This is a genomic window from Pseudomonas sp. AC070, assembly GCF_979258635.1.
This window is the reverse complement of record NZ_OZ409871.1, coordinates 4,422,265-4,439,337: the sequence shown is the minus strand read 5'-3', so window position 1 is coordinate 4,439,337 and position 17,073 is coordinate 4,422,265. Positions and strand designations below refer to the sequence as shown.

General features: G+C 61.4%; 13 protein-coding genes. All 13 read right to left on the bottom strand.

All coding sequences use genetic code 11. From position 1 onward, the window contains the following. Positions 1–106 precede the first annotated feature (106 nt). The gene (locus ACZZ0Q_RS19850) at positions 107–1,123 is read right to left on the bottom strand and encodes a class I SAM-dependent rRNA methyltransferase (protein WP_463541064.1); all 1,017 of its coding nucleotides are present in this window, start codon (positions 1,121–1,123) and stop codon (positions 107–109) included. A gap of 164 nt (positions 1,124–1,287) precedes the next feature. Beyond that, positions 1,288–2,469, bottom strand: coding sequence for an acetyl-CoA C-acetyltransferase (locus ACZZ0Q_RS19845; RefSeq protein ID WP_463541065.1), 1,182 nt, complete (start codon positions 2,467–2,469; stop codon positions 1,288–1,290). A 101-nt stretch (positions 2,470–2,570) separates the two neighbouring features. Next, positions 2,571–3,449 carry an oxygenase MpaB family protein gene (locus ACZZ0Q_RS19840; protein ID WP_463541066.1) on the bottom strand — a complete coding sequence of 293 codons (879 nt, stop codon included), beginning with the start codon at positions 3,447–3,449 and terminating at the stop codon, positions 2,571–2,573. Between the two features lie 54 nt (positions 3,450–3,503). Next, positions 3,504–5,441 carry an acetate--CoA ligase gene (gene acs / locus ACZZ0Q_RS19835; RefSeq protein ID WP_463560872.1) on the bottom strand — a complete coding sequence of 646 codons (1,938 nt, stop codon included), beginning with the start codon at positions 5,439–5,441 and terminating at the stop codon, positions 3,504–3,506. A 267-nt stretch (positions 5,442–5,708) separates the two neighbouring features. Then, complete coding sequence (pgi, locus tag ACZZ0Q_RS19830) at positions 5,709–7,373, bottom strand: glucose-6-phosphate isomerase (protein WP_463541067.1); 1,665 nt, start codon at positions 7,371–7,373, stop codon at positions 5,709–5,711. Between the two features lie 175 nt (positions 7,374–7,548). Beyond that, complete coding sequence (gene panD / locus ACZZ0Q_RS19825; RefSeq protein WP_122454067.1) at positions 7,549–7,929, bottom strand: aspartate 1-decarboxylase; 381 nt, start codon at positions 7,927–7,929, stop codon at positions 7,549–7,551. Positions 7,930–8,022: 93 nt separating this feature from the next. After that, positions 8,023–8,883, bottom strand: a complete 861-nt coding sequence (gene panC, locus ACZZ0Q_RS19820) for a pantoate--beta-alanine ligase (RefSeq protein WP_463541068.1) — start codon at positions 8,881–8,883, stop codon at positions 8,023–8,025. Next, the gene (gene panB / locus ACZZ0Q_RS19815) at positions 8,880–9,680 is read right to left on the bottom strand and encodes a 3-methyl-2-oxobutanoate hydroxymethyltransferase (protein WP_463541069.1); all 801 of its coding nucleotides are present in this window, start codon (positions 9,678–9,680) and stop codon (positions 8,880–8,882) included. Before panB ends, panC begins: the two co-directional genes overlap by 4 nt. A gap of 167 nt (positions 9,681–9,847) precedes the next feature. Then, the gene (folK, locus tag ACZZ0Q_RS19810; RefSeq protein ID WP_463541070.1) at positions 9,848–10,339 is read right to left on the bottom strand and encodes a 2-amino-4-hydroxy-6-hydroxymethyldihydropteridine diphosphokinase; all 492 of its coding nucleotides are present in this window, start codon (positions 10,337–10,339) and stop codon (positions 9,848–9,850) included. Further along, positions 10,339–11,739, bottom strand: a complete 1,401-nt coding sequence (locus ACZZ0Q_RS19805; protein WP_122454070.1) for a polynucleotide adenylyltransferase PcnB — start codon at positions 11,737–11,739, stop codon at positions 10,339–10,341. Before ACZZ0Q_RS19805 ends, folK begins: the two co-directional genes overlap by 1 nt. A gap of 721 nt (positions 11,740–12,460) precedes the next feature. After that, positions 12,461–13,888 carry a sigma-54-dependent transcriptional regulator gene (locus ACZZ0Q_RS19800; RefSeq protein WP_463541071.1) on the bottom strand — a complete coding sequence of 476 codons (1,428 nt, stop codon included), beginning with the start codon at positions 13,886–13,888 and terminating at the stop codon, positions 12,461–12,463. A 4-nt stretch (positions 13,889–13,892) separates the two neighbouring features. Next, positions 13,893–16,865, bottom strand: a complete 2,973-nt coding sequence (locus ACZZ0Q_RS19795; RefSeq protein ID WP_463541072.1) for a sensor histidine kinase — start codon at positions 16,863–16,865, stop codon at positions 13,893–13,895. Then, the gene (locus ACZZ0Q_RS19790; RefSeq protein ID WP_108100001.1) at positions 16,849–17,025 is read right to left on the bottom strand and encodes a hypothetical protein; all 177 of its coding nucleotides are present in this window, start codon (positions 17,023–17,025) and stop codon (positions 16,849–16,851) included. Before ACZZ0Q_RS19790 ends, ACZZ0Q_RS19795 begins: the two co-directional genes overlap by 17 nt. Between the last annotated feature and the right edge of the window lie 48 nt (positions 17,026–17,073).

Below are 17,073 nucleotides of genomic sequence, written 5' to 3'. Positions count from 1 at the left end.
TTCGGCACGTGCGGCATGTTTCGTTTGTAGGATGGGAAAACATCGCGGCTAAAGCCCGCTCCCACAGAGTGCGCGAACGGTGGGAGCGGCTTCAGCCGCGATGCTTTTAAAACTGCAAAATCAGTGTCTTCAACGGCGGCTTGCCATCGCTTGAAGGGAAGTCCGCAGCCGGCGGCATCACCTGCCATTTGCGCACCGGCCGACCGGCTTTCTCGGCGCAACGCAGCACCTGATCTCGCCAATCTTCCAGGGCCACCTTTGCCAGGTTGTTACAGCAAATCAGCACGCCGTCTTCGGCGGTGGTGAGAATCGCGGGCTTGAGCAGGCTCTGGTAATCGCGCAGCAAATCGACCGTACCAAATGCGCTTTTCGCCCAGGCTGGTGGGTCGAGTAGCACGAGGTCGTAGTGGCGTTGTTCGAGGCGCGGGTAGCTCGGCAGTTTTTGCCCGCGCCGCTGGCTGATCGGCAGGCCGGCGAGTTGGCGAATGGCGGGGAAATAGTCGGATTGAATGAACTGCATCGGCGCAAGGGTCGGGTTGAGCGCACCGTTTTCCTTGCCGACGGCCAGGTTGCCTTCGGCGAAGTCCAGATTGCATACCTCGCTCGCCCCACCTGCCGCCGCGCTAAGGCCGACGCCGCAGGTGTAGGCAAACAGGTTGAGCACGCTCTTGCCGGCGCTGTGGTCTTTTACCCAGCCGCGGGCGTTGCGCAGGTCGAGAAACAGCAGCGGGTCTTGCCCGGCGTGGCGCCCGCGTACGCGATAGTTCAGGCCCCATTCGTGACCCACGCACGCTTCCAGCGCAGCAGGTTCGGCTGGGTACACGGCATCGCTGCGGTCGATGCGCGAGTTGCTGCCGGAACGGTCGTTGTAGACCAGCAGCAGGTCGAGGTTGAGTTCGCGGTTGATCAGCGCGTGGGCGGCCAGCAGGGCGTCGCGGTCCAGCGGGCTGTGGAAGCTCTGCACCAGCAATTGTGGGCCGTAACGGTCGATGGTCAGGCCGGACGCGCCTTCCTGGCTGCCGTGGAACAGGCGGTAGCAGTCGGTGCCCTGAGTGTGCAGCTCAGCGAGCAGGGCATGGCGATTGACGAGAGCGGCGCGCAGCGCCTGATCGAGAGAAGACATGCGCCGCGGCTCGGGAAATTAAGGGCGCGCAGTTTACCAAGAAAGTCATGGGCAAATACCTGCGCACCTGGATTCCCGCCTGCGCGGGAATGACGGGAGTTTGTGTCCGTAATCGTCTCCCCCGCGAAGGCGGGGGGCCAGGCGCGCAGATATCCGCCGTTGGCTTACTCGCGTTCCAGAGCCAACGCCACACCTTGCCCGCCACCAATGCACAGCGTGGCCAAGCCTTTCTTGGCGTCGCGTTTGATCATTTCGTGCAGCAAGGTCACCAGCACGCGGCAGCCTGATGCGCCGATGGGATGGCCGATGGCGATGGCGCCGCCGTTGACGTTGACCTTGCTCGCATCCCAGCCGAGTTCTTTGCCGACCGACAACGCCTGCGCGGCGAAGGCTTCGTTGGCTTCGATCAGGTCGAGTTGGTCGAGCGTCCAGCCGGCCTTTTCCAGGCAGCGTTTGGTGGCCGAAACCGGGGCGATGCCCATGATGGCGGGGTCGACGCCGGCATTGGCGTAGGCGGCGATTTTTGCCAGTACGGGCAGGCCCAACGCCTTGGCCTTGTCGGCGCTCATGAGGATCACGGCAGCGGCGCCGTCGTTGAGGCTCGAGGCGTTTCCGGCGGTGACGGTGCCGTCTTTTTTGAAGGCCGGTTTGAGTTTCGCCAGCGCTTCGGCGGTGGTGCCGGCGCGGGGTTGTTCGTCGGTGGCGAAAGCAACCGGGTCGCCTTTGCGCTGCGGAATCAGGATCGGCGTAATTTCGTCGTTGAAGCGCCCGCCTTCAATCGCGGCCACGGCTTTCTGCTGCGAGCCGGCGGCAAAGGCGTCTTGGGCTTCGCGAGTGATCTCATACTTCTCCACCAGATTCTCGGCGGTGATGCCCATGTGGTAGTCGTTGAAGGCATCCCACAGGCCGTCGGTGAGCATGGTGTCCTTAATCTGCGCGTGGCCCATGCGCAAACCGGTGCGGGCGCCCGGCATTACGTACGGGGCCAGGCTCATGTTTTCTTGGCCGCCGGCGATGATCACGTCGGCATCGCCGCAGCGAATAGCCTGGGCGCCGAGGTGCAGGGCTTTGAGGCCTGAGCCGCAGACTTTATTCAGGGTCAGCGCCGGAACCGCAACGGGCAGGCCGGCTTTGATCGCGGCTTGGCGCGCAGGGTTTTGTCCGGCGCCTGCGGTGAGCACTTGGCCGAGGATTACTTCGTCCACTTCGGCGCCATCCAGGCCGGTCTTTTCCAGCAGCGCGCGGATTACGGCCGCGCCCAAATCAACGGCGGGAATGTTCGCCAGCGAGCCTTGGAAACTGCCGACGGCGGTGCGGGTGGCGGCTACGATTACGACGTCTTGCATGGCGCGAATCCTCATGTGAGCAGGGCGCGGCCAGGCCGCGGCGGGCGGTTATGGTGGCATAGGCGGCAATGGCGCGGCCACCGGCTTGGCTGACTGGTGGGTCAGCGCAGGGGCGGCAAACCCATGCGCCGCCGGGCGCGCATCAAGGCGCTGCCGCGCACGGCCCACCGCAGCAATGGCGCACCGCGTTTGACGCCGCTGCGAATCAGCAGGCGTTGGCGTTCTGACAATTCGAGCCCCAGCATATCGGCGGCCCAACGCGGTAGCAGGTCGACACCGGCGCGCATCATCAGCGCCCCGAACGGCTTGGCGATGTGGCTGGGCGCCGGCGCGTTGAACAGCACGCGCAGGATTTCCAGGCTGCGCTCATCGCAGCGCAATTGCGGACGAATCTGTTCCAGGTAATCGGCCACTTCCTGGCAACTGCGCGGCACGTTTGTGGCGCCTAGTCGCTCGGCGATCAAGGCGATTTCGGCGTAGTAACGGTCTTGCTCGCTCACAGATAAATCCGGGTTGAAGTAGCGCAAATGGGCAGCCAGAAAGCTGCTCACTTCCGCCACGTGCACCCAGGTCAGTAACGCCGGATCGCTCGCCGCATAGGGGCGGCCATCGGCGGCGGTGCCGGTCACTTGCAGGTGAATGGTGCGCACTTTGTCGATCAGCCAATTGGCGTCTCGGGTCGAGCCATACGTGGTGCCGGAAATAAATTGCCCGGTGCGGCGCAGGCGACCGAGCAAGTCTTCGCGAAAGTTGGAGTGATCCCACACGCCGGCCAGAGCCAGGGGATGCAGCGCTTGCAGCAGCAGGGCGCTGATGCCGCCGACCATCATGCTGGTGAAGTCGCCGTGCACGCGCCAACAAACGGCTTCCGGGCCAAACAGGCCGGGGTCGCCGAGTGGTTGTTCAAAGTCGATTTGGCCGAGCGCAAGGCCCGTCAGGCTGAAGATCTGTCGCTCGATGCGCTGGCGAATAAATTCCATGACTCACTTCATAAACAGACCCGGCACCGCGTGCGCGCTGCCGGGTGGTGCGGGCTAGCGGTTGAGGCGGTTGTCGATAAGGCTGTCGACTACCGACGGGTCGGCCAGGGTCGAGGTGTCGCCCAGGCTGTCGAGTTCGTTGCAGGCGATCTTGCGCAGGATGCGGCGCATGATTTTGCCCGAGCGGGTTTTCGGCAAGCCCGGCGCCCATTGCAGCAGTTCCGGTTTGGCGAAGCTGCCGATTTCCTTGCCGACCAGCGTCAGCAGTTCTTTCTGCAGCTCGTCGCTGACCTCGATGCCCTGCATCAGCGTCACAAACGCGTAAATGCCCTGGCCTTTAACGTCGTGGGGATAACCGACCACCGCCGCTTCGGCCACGGCGTCGTGCAGCACCAAGGCGCTTTCCACTTCAGCGGTGCCGATGCGGTGGCCCGAGACGTTGATTACGTCGTCGATACGCCCGGTAATCCAGTAATCGCCGTCGGCATCGCGGCGCGCGCCGTCGCCGGCGAAGTAGTAACCGGGGTAGGGCTTGAAGTAGGTGTCGATCATGCGCTGATGGTCGCCGTACACGCTGCGGATCTGGCTGGGCCAACTGGCTTTGATCACCAATACGCCTGAGCCGGGGCCGTCGATTTCCTTGCCGTGTTCATCCAGCAACGCCGGCTGCACGCCGAAGAACGGTTTGGTCGCTGCGCCCGGTTTCAATACGGTCGCACCCGGCAATGGCGTGAGCATGATGCCGCCGGTTTCGGTCTGCCACCAGGTATCAACAATCGGGCAGCGGCATTCGCCGACCACGTTGAAATACCATTCCCAGGCTTCCGGGTTGATCGGCTCGCCGACGCTGCCGAGCAGGCGCAAGCTGGCGCGCGAGGTCTTTTCCACCGGGCCGGTGCCTTCGCGCATCAAGGCGCGCAGGGCGGTTGGCGCCGTGTAGAAAATGTTGACCTCGTGCTTGTCGATCACCTGCCAGAAGCGCGAGCTGTCGGGGTAATTCGGCACGCCTTCAAACACCAGCGTGGTGGCGCCGTTGGCCAACGGGCCGTAGACGATGTAGCTGTGGCCGGTGACCCAGCCGACGTCCGCGGTGCACCAGTACACGTCACCGTCGTGGTAGTCGAACACGTACTTGTGGGTCATGGCCGCCATCAGCAAGTAGCCGCCGGTGGTGTGCAGTACGCCTTTGGGTTTGCCGGTGGAGCCGGAGGTGTACAGGATGAACAGCGGGTCTTCGGCGTCCATCGGCTCTGGCGCGCATTCGCTGTCAGCGCCGCGCACCGCTTCGTGGTACCAGAGGTCGCGGCCGTCTTGCCATTGCACATCGCCTTCGGTGCGTTGCACCACGACGACGGTCGAAACGCCCGGGCAGCTTTCCAGGGCTTTATCCACGTTCTTTTTCAGCGGCACGTATTTGCCGCCGCGCACGCCTTCATCGGCGGTGATCACGGTGCGGCAGTCGGCATCCAGAATGCGGTCGCGCAGGGCGTCGGGCGAGAAGCCGCCGAACACCACCGAATGCACCGCGCCGATGCGCGCGCAGGCGAGCATGGCGTAGGTGGCTTCCGGCACCATGGGCATATAGATACACACGCGGTCGCCTTTCTGCACGCCACGGCTTTTCAGCACATTGGCCAGGCGGCAAACGTGGTGATGAAGTTTTTTGTAGGTGATGTGCGCCGACTCGCTGGGGTTGTCGCCTTCCCAAATGATGGCCACCTGATCGCCACGTTTTTCCAGGTGGCGGTCGATGCAGTTGTAGCTGACGTTGAGTTTGCCTTCCTTGAACCAACTGGCGTGGCCGGTGGCCATGTCGCCGTGGTACACGCTGCGCCATGGCTGGAACCAGTCGAGGAATGCTTTGGCCTGTTCGCCCCAGAACTGCTCGGGCTGCTCGATGGATTGTTTGTACAGGCGCTGGTAGCCCTCATTGTCGATCAGTGCGCGCTCACGCACGGCATCGGCAACCGGGTGGTCGGAGATCTTGAACATGGCGGAGTCCTTGTTTTTGTTGACCGCTAGTTTTGACCGCAGGATGTAGGAAAGCGTGAAGCTAAAGATAGACCGTAAGGGTGCACTGGCGACGAAGAAAGGTACAACCCCCTCGAATAGCCGGCGTTTGCGGGGGATCGCGGCTAAAGCCGCTCCCACAGTTTCCAAACCCCTGTAGGAGCGGCTTCAGCCGCGATGCTCTTAATCGTGCATCCACAAAAAAGCCGGCCTGTGTAAGCAGGCCGGCTTTGTGTTCTCGCTAACCCATCACCCGCGGTGACGGCCGCGGAAGTAATCGATCAGACCCTGAGTGGACGCATCCTCAGCCGGCTGTTCGTTACCGCCCGTAAGACGCTGGTACACGCCCTTGCCCAATTCCTTACCCAGCTCAACGCCCCACTGGTCGAAGGCGTTGATCCCCCACACCACGCTCTGCACAAACACTTTGTGTTCATACAGCGCCACCAAGCCGCCGAGGCGACGCGGGCTGATGCGTTCCATGGCCAAGGTGTTGCTCGGGCGATTGCCGGGAATGACTTTGTGCGGCGCCAGGCGCTGCACTTCTTCTTCCGGCAAGCCTTTGCTGCGCAGTTCGACTTCAGCTTCTTCGCGGGTTTTACCCAGCATCAATGCCTGGCTCTGCGACAGGCAGTTGGCGTACAGCCATTGGTGGTGGTCGGCCACCGGGTTGTAGCTGACCACCGGCACAATAAAGTCGGCCGGAATCAGTTGGGTGCCTTGGTGCAATAACTGGTGGTAGGCGTGCTGGCCGTTACAGCCAACGCCACCCCAGATCACCGGGCCGGTGTCGCAGGTAGCGGCGCTGCCGTCCTGGCGCACGCTCTTGCCGTTGGATTCCATGTCCAACTGCTGCAAGTGCTTAGTGATGTTGCGCAGGTAATGGTCGTACGGAAGGATCGCGTGGCTTTGCGCGCTCCAGAAGTTGCCGTACCACACGCCGAGCAGGGCCAGCAGCACCGGCATGTTGCGTTCGAACGGCGCGGTCTGAAAGTGCTGGTCCATGCTGTAGGCGCCGGAGAGCAGTTCCTTGAAGTTGGACATGCCGATGGCCAGCGCGATAGGCAAACCGATGGCCGACCACAGCGAGTAACGCCCGCCTACCCAGTCCCACATCGGGAAGATGTTTTCTTCACGAATACCAAAGGCCACGGCGGCCTCACGGTTGCTGGAAACGGCGATGAAGTGCTTGTACAGATCGCCCTCGGAACCGCCTTGCGCCAGGTACCAGCTGCGCGCGGCCTGGGCGTTTTTCAGGGTTTCGAGGGTGTTGAACGATTTCGACGAGACGATAAACAGTGTGGTCTCGGCCTTCAGGCCATCGGACAGCTCGTGGAATTCACTGCCGTCGATGTTTGCCAGGTAGTGGCAGCGCACGCCTTGCTGGGCATAGGGCAGCAGCGCTTCGGACACCAGTTGCGGGCCGAGGAACGAGCCGCCGATGCCGATGTTGACCACGTCGGTGATCGGCTTTTCGGTGTAACCGCGCCACAGGCCGTTGTGAATGCGCGTGACCAGCTCGGTCATTTGGTTCAGCACGCGGTGCACGTCGGGCATCACGTTGGCGCCGTTGACCATCAGGCGCTCGCCAACCGGGCGACGCAGGGCGGTGTGCAGGGCCGGACGACCTTCCGAGGCGTTCACCAGAGTGCCGTCGAACAACTGCTCAATCGCTTCTTTAAGCCCGACTTCTTCAGCCAGGGCGACGAGCAGGTCGCGGGTTTCGGTGGTGATCAGGTTTTTCGAGTAATCGAGAAACAGGCCACAGCTGCTCAGGGAGAATTCGGCGAAGCGCTTGTCATCGGAGTTGAAAGCTTCGCGCATGCTGAAGTTCTGCATGGCTTCGCGATGCTGGCGCAGTGCCTGCCAGGCCGGCAAGGTTGTAACGTCATGAGGGTGTTGGTAGTACGCCATAGCCTGCAAATTCCTTTCTGACTAACGTGAGAAACCTATGACCATTAAAAAGCCCGGAAGGCTCCAGGCTTTTTCTTAGCGGGCGATACGGGGTTTAGCGGCTTTCATGCCAACCCCGTGCGCGTCCGTAAACCGAGCTCCAGCGCGGAAAACAGGACGCATCATAGCCCTGTGCTTACGCAACTTGTACCGGTATGGCATCGCTGGTGTGACTGAGTTCATTGCCCGGCGCCATATACAACATGCGCGGTTTGAAATTCACCAGCTCGGCCTCGCTGTAGTGGGCGTAGGCGCAAATGATGACGCGGTGGCCGACATGGGCTTTGTGCGCGGCCGCGCCGTTGACCGAGATGATGCGCGAGCCTTCTTCGCCACGGATGGCGTAGGTGGTGAAGCGCTCACCGTTGTCGACGTTGTAAATCTGAATTTGCTCGTACTCGCGAATGCCGGCCAGGTCGAGCCATTCGCCGTCAATGGCGCATGAGCCTTCGTAATCGAGCACCGCGTGGGTCACTTCGGCGCGGTGCAGTTTGGCCTTGAGCATGATGGCGTGCATGGCGTGCTTCCTTTAAAGAGCCTCGGCAGGCTAAACAACGGCGCCTTTTGTTGTTGGAAGGGCGCCGGGGGTTAATAAGCAGTACGGGATGGGTCAGGCGCTTTCGGGCAACTCGAACACGACGTTGTCGATCAGGCGCGTAGTGCCGACGAACACGGCAACCAGAATGGCCAACTGGCGATCATCTTTAGTGGCCGGGCGCAGATTGTCGGAGCGGCGCACTTCCAGGTAATCCATACGGAAACCGGCAGCTTCCAGCTGCTGCTGGCCTTGCTCGATCAGCGGCGCGAAATCGCGGGCGCCGGCTTTGATGGCGGTGGCCATTTGTTGCAGGCATTGGTAGATGGCTGGAACGGCGGCGCGCTGGGTGTCGTCCAGATAACCGTTGCGCGAAGACAGCGCCAGGCCGTCTTCGGCGCGTACGGTGGGCTCGCCGATAATCTGGATGGGCATGTTCAGGTCGCGCACCAGGGTGCGGATTACGGCCAGTTGCTGGTAGTCCTTCTGGCCGAAGATGGCGATGTCCGGCTGCACCATCTGGAACAGTTTGGTCACCACGGTCGACACGCCGTCGAAATGCCCAGGGCGGCTGCCGCCACACAGGCCTTCGGAAACGCCAGACACGTGCACGATGGTTTGCGCGGCCATGCCGTCGGGATACATCTCTTCAACGCTTGGCGCGAACAGCAGTTGGCAACCGGCTTGAATCAGGCGTTCTTTGTCGGCGGCCAGGGTGCGCGGGTAGTTTTCCAAGTCTTCCTTCGGCCCGAACTGCAGCGGGTTGACGAAGATGCTGGCAACCACGAAGTCGACGCGCTGGGCGGCTTTTTCCACCAGCTTGGCGTGGCCGTCGTGCAGATTGCCCATGGTCGGCACCAGGCCGACGTCTTTGCCCTCGGCACGCGCTTGAGCAACAGCGGCGCGTAATTCGCGGACGGTGGTAACCGTGTTCATGCAGAGAATCCGTGTTCAGCGGCAGGGAATGACGAATCTTTGACCGCCGCGACATAGGCGCGAATGGCGCCATCGATGCTGGTCTGGTCTTGCATAAAGTTCTTCACGAACTTGGGCGTACGGCCGGTGAGCGACAGGCCGAGCATGTCGTGCAGCACCAGAACCTGGCCGTCGGTGGCGTTACCGGCACCAATACCGATGACGGGAATTTTCACCGCTTCGGTAATTTCAGCGGCCAGCTCGCTCGGCACGCATTCGAGCAGCAGCATGGCGGCGCCAGCTTGTTCGAGGGCGATCGCATCGCTGCGCAGTTGCCGCGCCTGGGCTTCGCCGCGGCCTTGCACTTTATAGCCGCCGAGCACGTTGACCGACTGCGGCGTCAGGCCCATGTGCATGCACACCGGCACGCCGTTCTCGGCCAGACGGCGCACGGTTTCAGTGAGGAAGGCGCCGCCTTCGAGCTTGACCATATGAGCGCCGGCTTGCATCAGCGCGCCGCTGTTGACCAAGGCTTGTTCGAGCGTGGCGTAGGCCATGAAAGGCAGGTCGGTAAGGATGAGCGCACCGCTGTTGCCGCGTTTTACGCAGGCGGTGTGGTAAGCCATATCGGCAACGCTGACGGGCAGGGTGCTGTCATGGCCTTGCACAACCATGCCGAGGGAATCGCCCACCAGCAGCACCTCGACGCCGGCCTTCGCGGCAACGGAAGCGAAGGTGGCATCGTAGGCAGTGAGCATGACGATTTTTTCGCCTTTTTGATTCAGCTCTTGCAGGGTGCTCAGGGTAACGTCAGGCATCATATTGGTCCTCTTAGCGCCTCGCGCGCACCGGCGCGGGGCAACGGGACGCCTATAGTCGTGATGCGAAAGGGCGAAGTCAATTGCAGGTGTTACCGACTTGTTACTGGCGTTACCGCCAATGCCGGGCTTGTAGTTTTACTACCTGAGCCCAGCAACGGCGGCGGTTACAGCGAGGCAGGCAGTTTTTCCAGGCCTTCGAAGGGACAGGCCAGTAGCAGGTCGCTGAGGCGGCGACCATCGGCCAGGGTCAGTTCGGGGGCCAGTTCGGCGAGCGGGTAGAGGACGAACGGCCGGGCATGCATGTGGTAATGCGGCACCTGCAAACGGGGTTCGTTAAGCAGGCGTTGGCCGAAGGCGAGAATGTCCAGATCGAGGGTTCGCGGTCCCCAGCGTTCGGCTTTGCGTTCGCGGCCCTGGTCCAGTTCGATGGCTTGCAACGCATCGAGCAGTGACAGGGGCGCGAGGGCAGTATCCAGCGCTGCGACGGCATTGACGTAACGGGGCTGGTCGGCGGGGCCGAGGGGGTCGCTGCTATAGAAGGAAGAGCAATTCACCAACTGGGTATCGGGCAACTGCGCCAGCGCCGCCAGGGCGCCGCGCAATTGGTCCAGTGGTTCGGCCAGGTTGCTACCGAGACCGATATACACCCGCTCCATCAGTCTTGCGCCGGGCTCGGGGCGGCGCCGCGTTTGCGACTGCTACCGCTGCGACGACGTTTGCGCGGTGCAGTGCTGGTGTCTTCACCCGTGGCGGCGAGGTCGCGAATCATCTGGCGGCGTTCGCTGTCGGTGCAATCCTGGTAATCGGTCCACCAGTCCCCCAGGCCATTGGTTTTCTCTCCGGCGCTTTCGCGCAGCAGCAAGAAATCGTAGCCGGCGCGGAAACGTGGGTTCTCCAGCAACAGGTCGGCACGTTTGCCGCTGCGCCGAGGCAGGCGCTCCTGCATGTCCCAGATTTCGCGGATTGGAATGGTGAAACGCTTGGGCACGGCAATGCGTTGGCATTGCTCTGCGATCAGTTCGTGAGCCGCTTCCTGCATCGCCGGAATCGGCGGCATGCCACGGTCTTGCAGCTTGATCACGCGGGCCGGCAGCGCAGGCCAGAGCAGGGCGGCGAACAGGAACGCCGGGGTCACCGGCTTGCCGTCTTCAATGCGCTGATCGGTGTTGATCAAGGCCTGGCTGATCAGGTTGTACGTGTATTCCGGGCTCGCCTTGAGGGCGGCGGCGCTGGCCGGGAACAGCGGCTCGAACAGGTCGTACTCTAGCAGCAGCTCGAACACGTGCTCGGCGTAACCGGAGAGGAACAGTTTGAGCACTTCATCAAACAGGCGCGCCGAGGGAATGTCCCGCAGCATTTTCGCCAAGCGCGGAATCGGCTCGGCGCTGTGGCTTTCGATGTCGAAGTCGAGCTTGGCGGCAAAGCGCACCGCACGCAGCATGCGCACAGGGTCTTCGAGGTAACGCTTTTCCGGGTCACCAATCAGGCGCACCTGGCGGTTACGGATGTCGTGCATGCCACGGGCGTAATCGAGAATGCGCTCGCCGGTTACATCGAAGTACAGGGCGTTGATGGTGAAGTCGCGGCGCTGGGCGTCGTCTTCCAGGCTGCCATATACGTTGTCGCGCAAGATGCGGCCGCTTTCGTGGCGGGAAGACTGGTTGCTGTCTTCCTCTTCTTCGCTCACCGGGTGATTGGCGCGGAAGGTGGCCACTTCGATGATTTCGCGACCGAAGTGCACATGAACCAACTTGAAGCGGCGGCCGATGACCCGGGCGTTGCGAAATTCGGCACGCACTTGCTCGGGGGTGGCGCTGGTGGCGACGTCGAAGTCTTTGGGTTCGATGTCCAGTAGCAAGTCGCGTACACAGCCGCCGACCAGGTAGGCCTGGTAACCCGCGTTCTGCAAGCGTTCAACGATGCTCACCGCATAGCGACTGATGTGCGCGCGACGCAACGGGTGCTGGTGACTGGTCACCACTTCGGGGGTGCTGCGCGGGTGCTGCTTGGCGCGGCGCAATGGGGAGCGTAGGGACTGGAACAGCTTTTTCAGCATGGGATGCACTGTTTGACGGAATGACCGGCCAGAAAAGGAAATGACCGCATGAAGGCTGCGGATTCTAGCATTGTGTCGGGGAATGGTGTAGGACGCCGCGAAGTTGGGCGTGAAGCGCGATATAGAAGGAGGGAAACGAGAGGGTGGTAGCAAAAGCTACTGGGGGAGCCGAGGCTCCCCCCCAAGTAGGTGCGTGCTTTGTTTTTATTATTATGTCGGGCTTGTTGTTTTTGTTTGTTGACCCGTTCCGTCGGCCTAGTGGCTTCAGGAAAAACCTCCAATTTGGAGGTTAATAGCAAACGGATTGCTTTGGATGCTGATGTAGCCATGATCATTCGATCCAACCAGTTCGGGCTCTGCCTGAAAGCAGTCTTGTTATTCTCAGCCTGGTCGCGGGGCGAACCCCAAAAGCCATTCCTCTCCAAAAGAATCAGTTAGCTGCGCCTCCCGCGATTTTGTTTTTGTTGTGCTGGAGTCGTTACGTCTTATTTTTATTGTCTTGGGCGTTGCTTGTTATTGTTGTTGTACCAAACATATAGCAGATGCCGTGCCAGTTTTGGTGAATCCTTATAAAACAAGGGCTTAGCTAGAATCGCTGTGTCAGAACAGGCACAAAAAAGCCGGATTTCCGTTACCGTTAAACCCGGCTTTGTTACGCGATGTTGGAGCGGTAACAAAGTGTGGCGACCCGGCGCGCACATTCCTTGTTACCGCTCAGCTATCAACCTTCCAATGCGGCGCCGGTTTTGCGCCGTGGAATGCCCAGGCGTTGACGGCGTTCCCACAGGCATTTACGGCTGATGCCCAATTTGCGCGCCAGCTCGGTTTCAGTCATGTGGTCTTGGTGCTCAAGCACGAAGTGCTGGAAGTAGTCTTCCAACGACAGGTCTTCGGTCGGCTCGTGAGCGTTAGTGCTGTTGTGGCTAACGGGAGCACCGAGGAAATCGCCGTCTTCGAGGTCGTCGAGTTCTACGTCGATGCCCAGCAGCTCAGCTGAAATATCCGAGCCTTCACACAGAATGACGGCGCGCTCGATGGCGTTTTCCAATTCGCGCACGTTACCTGGCCAGGTGTAATGACGAATCGCCTGCTCGGCGTCGGGGGCGAAGCGCAGGTCGCTGCGGCCCATTTTGCTCGACTGGCGGGCCAGGAACAGCGCGGCGATTTCGCTGACGTCGGCACCGCGCTCGCGCAGAGCGGGCAGCTTCAGGGCGATAACGTGCAGGCGGTAGAAAAGGTCTTCACGGAATTGGCCGGTTTTGGCCAGGGTTTTCAGGTCGCGGTGGGTGGCGGCGATCAAGCGCACATCCACCTTTTGCGACTGCACCGAACCCACGCGGCGAATCTCCCCTTCTTGCAGCACGCGCAGCAGGCGCGCTTGTGCTTCTAGCGGCAGCTCACCAATTTCGTCGAGGAACAGCGTGCCGCCGTCGGCCGCTTCCACCAAGCCCGCGCGGCCGGCGCTGGCGCCCGTGAACGCGCCTTTCTCATGGCCGAACAGTTCGGACTCGATCAGGGTTTCAGGAATGGCCGCGCAGTTCACCGAAATCATCGGCGCCTTGGCGCGTTTGGACAGGTTGTGCAGCGCACGCGCCACCAACTCTTTACCGGTGCCGGATTCGCCTTGAACCAGCACGGTGGAATCGGTGGGGGCGACTTTGCGGATTTTGCTGTACAGCTCTTGCATCGACGGGCTGGAGCCGATGATGCCGATTTCGCCGTTGGTGTTACCGGCTACGGCTTTGTCACCGGCGCGGTTGCCATTGCTGGTGCTGACGGCGAGGGCCGGTTTGTTGTCTTGGCGGTCGCGAAGGATGCGCGCCACGGCCTGGAGCATTTCGTCGTGGTCGAAGGGTTTGGCGATGTAATCCACCGCGCCCATTTTCATGGAGTCGACCGCTGAACGCAGGCTGGCGTAGCTGGTCATGATCAGCACCGGAATGCCTTGGCCGAGCTTGATCAGCTCGGTGCCGGGCGCGCCGGGTAGACGCAAATCGCTGACGATCAGGTCAAAGCTGGGGATGTTGAACCGTTCCTGGGCTTCCTGCACGGAGCCGGCTTCGCTGACTTCGTACTGGTTGCGCTCCAACAAGCGGCGCAGGGCGGAACGGATAATGGTCTCGTCTTCGACGATCAGAATATGTGGCATGAATTCAGCTCTCTCGACGATCTCTGGTCACTACGGACGTCGCTTCGACATGTCGCGGTAACGTTACCCGAATACGGGTTCCGCGTTGTAGCTCCGGGTCTGCCGGGCTGTCGATTGTAATTTGCCCATAATGCTCTTCAACGATGGAATAGACCAGAGCGAGGCCCAGGCCGGTTCCTTCACCGGGATCTTTGGTGGTAAAGAACGGTTCGAACAGGCGATCCATGATCGCCTTGGGAATGCCGGTGCCTTCATCTTCGACGATTAAATCGACGGTCTGTTCGCTGGCTTCGCTCTTCACGCGAATCGCGCCGCGCGGTGGCGAGGCGTCGCGGGCGTTGGACAACAAGTTGATCAGCACCTGCGCCAAACGCTGCGGATCGCCTACGGCCCAGTGGTCCGGGTCGCACAAATTAAAGAATTGCACTTCGATGCTGCGCCGGTTCAGGGCCAGTAAACCGATAGCGTCCTGCGCCACTTCCGCCAGGCACACCGGCTCTTCCGGCTGCTGACGCCCGCCCGCGTGGGCAAAGCTCATCAACGACTGCACGATGCGCGACACCCGCTTGGTCTGCTCGATGATCTGGCTGCTGATTTCCGCCAGTTCCGGATCGGTTTCGCGTTCTTCGCGCAGGTTTTGCGCCAGGCAGGCGATGCCGGTAATGGGGTTGCCGATTTCATGGGCCACGCCCGCAGCCAGGCGGCCAATGCTCGCCAGGCGTTCGGAGTGCACCAGTTTGTCTTCGAGCATCTGCGTTTCGGTGAGGTCTTCGACCAGTAACACCAAACCCGTGTTACCGGGCGCCAAGGGCTCGTCGATCGCCGCTTTGTGCAGGTTCAGCCAGCGAATTTGACCGTCCAGGGCCAGGCGTTGTTTGTGCAGGTGCTCGTCGGGCAGGTTGATAAAGCCTTCAAGCAGCGCCTTCCACGGCTCGCCAATGGTCGACAGCCGCGAGCCGACCACGCGGTGAGCGACGATGCCGGTGAGGTCTTCCATGGCCCGGTTCCACATCAGAATTTCCTGGTCTTTGGCCAGCGAGCACACGCCCATGGGCAGCTCTTGCAAGGTCTGACGGTGGTAACGGCGCAAGGCATCAAGCTCGGCGGCCAGGCCGGTGAGGCGCGAGTGGTAGTCTTCCAGGCGGTTTTCGATGAAGTGAATGTCTTCGGTCACGTAGCTTTCGCTGCCGGACTTATAAGGAAGGAACGTCTCGACAATGTCCTGCGCCACGCTTGGGCCCATCAGGCCGGAGAGGTTGGCTTCAATGCGGTCGCGCAGGCGGCGCAGGGCGTAGGGGCGGTTTTCGTCGAACGGCAGGTGCAAATCGCGCAACGCCTGTTCTACTTCCCGCTGCGCTGTTTTCGCGCCCAACGGTTTGGCCAGTTGCGTGGCAAATTCCTGCGGCGACGTGGCCAGCAGCTCGCGCCGCTGTGGGCGCCGCACGTTATCCACAGCACAGGCTTCGGCGGCGCTTTCTTCTTCGGCGCTAGACTCGGTGAACAGCGACACCAGCGTGAATACCAGCACGTTGGCCGCCAGCGAGGCGATGGCCGCCAGGTGCCAACTGGTGTCGTCCAGCACGTAGACGAAGTTGAACAGCGGAATATAAATGCCCTGCACGTTACCAATCAGCGGTAACAGCATGCTCGCGGTCCACACCGAAATGCCCACCAGCAGGCCGGCGATAAAACCTTTGCGGTTGGCGGTCGGCCAATACAGCACCGACAGCACGCCGGGCAGAAATTGCAGGGTGGCCACAAACGCGACGATGCCCAGGTTGGCCAGGTCTTGTTCGGCGCCCAGTAATAGATAGAAGCCGTAACCGGCGGCAATGATGGCGATGATCAGGGCGCGGCGCGTCCACTTCAGCCAGCGGTAAATATTGCCCTGCGCCGGCGGCTGATACAGCGGTAACACCAGGTGATTCAGTGCCATGCCCGACAGCGCCAACGTGGTGACGATGATCAAACCGCTGGAGGCCGACAACCCGCCCACATACGCCAGCAGGGCCAGGGTGTCGTTGTTCACCGCAATGCCGATGCCGAGGGTGAAATATTCCGGGTTGGTAGTGGCGCCCAGTTTCAGTCCGGCCCAGAGAATCAGCGGCACGGTCAAACTCAGCAGCAGCAGGAACAACGGCAGACCCCAACTGGCGCTGACCATCGCGCGCGGGTTGAGGTTTTCCGTGAAGGTCATGTGATACATGTGCGGCATCACGATGGCCGAGGCGAAGAAAATCAGCAGCAGCGTGCGCCACGGGCCTTCCTGCAACGGCGTGTGCAGCGCAGCGAGCGTCGCCTGGTTTTGCAGCAGCCACAGTTCCAATTCGTGGGGGCCGCCGAACACGCCATACAAGGCATACAGCGCGATGCCGCCCAGGGCGACCATTTTCACGATGGACTCAAACGCGATGGCAAACACCAGGCCTTCATTCTTGCCGCGCGTGGCGATGTGGCGGGCGCCGAACAAAATGGTGAACAGGGTGATCAGCGCGCAGTAACTCAGCGCCACCCGCTCGTGCACTGGCTCGCGGGTGAGAATGCCAATGGAATCGGCCACCGCCTGAAACTGCAGGGCCAGCAGCGGTAACACGCCGATCAGCATAAACAGCGTGGTCAGCGCACCGGCCCAGGTGCTGCGAAAGCGGAAGGCAAACAGGTCGGCCAGCGACGACAACTGATACGTGCGGGTGATGCGCAGAATCGGATACAGCAACACCGGCGCCAACAAGAACGCGCCCGAGACGCCTAAATAGCTGGCCAGAAAACCGAAGCCGTATTGATAGGCCAGCCCCACCGTGCCGTAGAACGCCCAGGCACTGGCATACACGCCCAGCGACAAGGTGTACGTCAACGGGTGCGAGACGATCCAGCGCGGGATGATGCCGCGCTCGCTGATCCAGGCCACGCCGAACAAAACAAGGAGGTAGGCAGCGCTGATCAGAATCAGCTGACTCAGGCTAAAGCTCGTCAGCATCACGTCCGCTCTGCAAGATAAAGGTCACCACGATAAGGATCAGCCACAGCAAATACGGGCGATACCAGGCGCCGGTCGGGTCGATCCACCAGTCCATGATGGCGGGGGAGAAGAGGTAAATCCCCACCACCAGAAGTAAGACCAATCGGTAGATGTACATGCCGTTTCTCGTGGTTGGCGAGCGGCGATGGTAACGGATGGAAGGTGA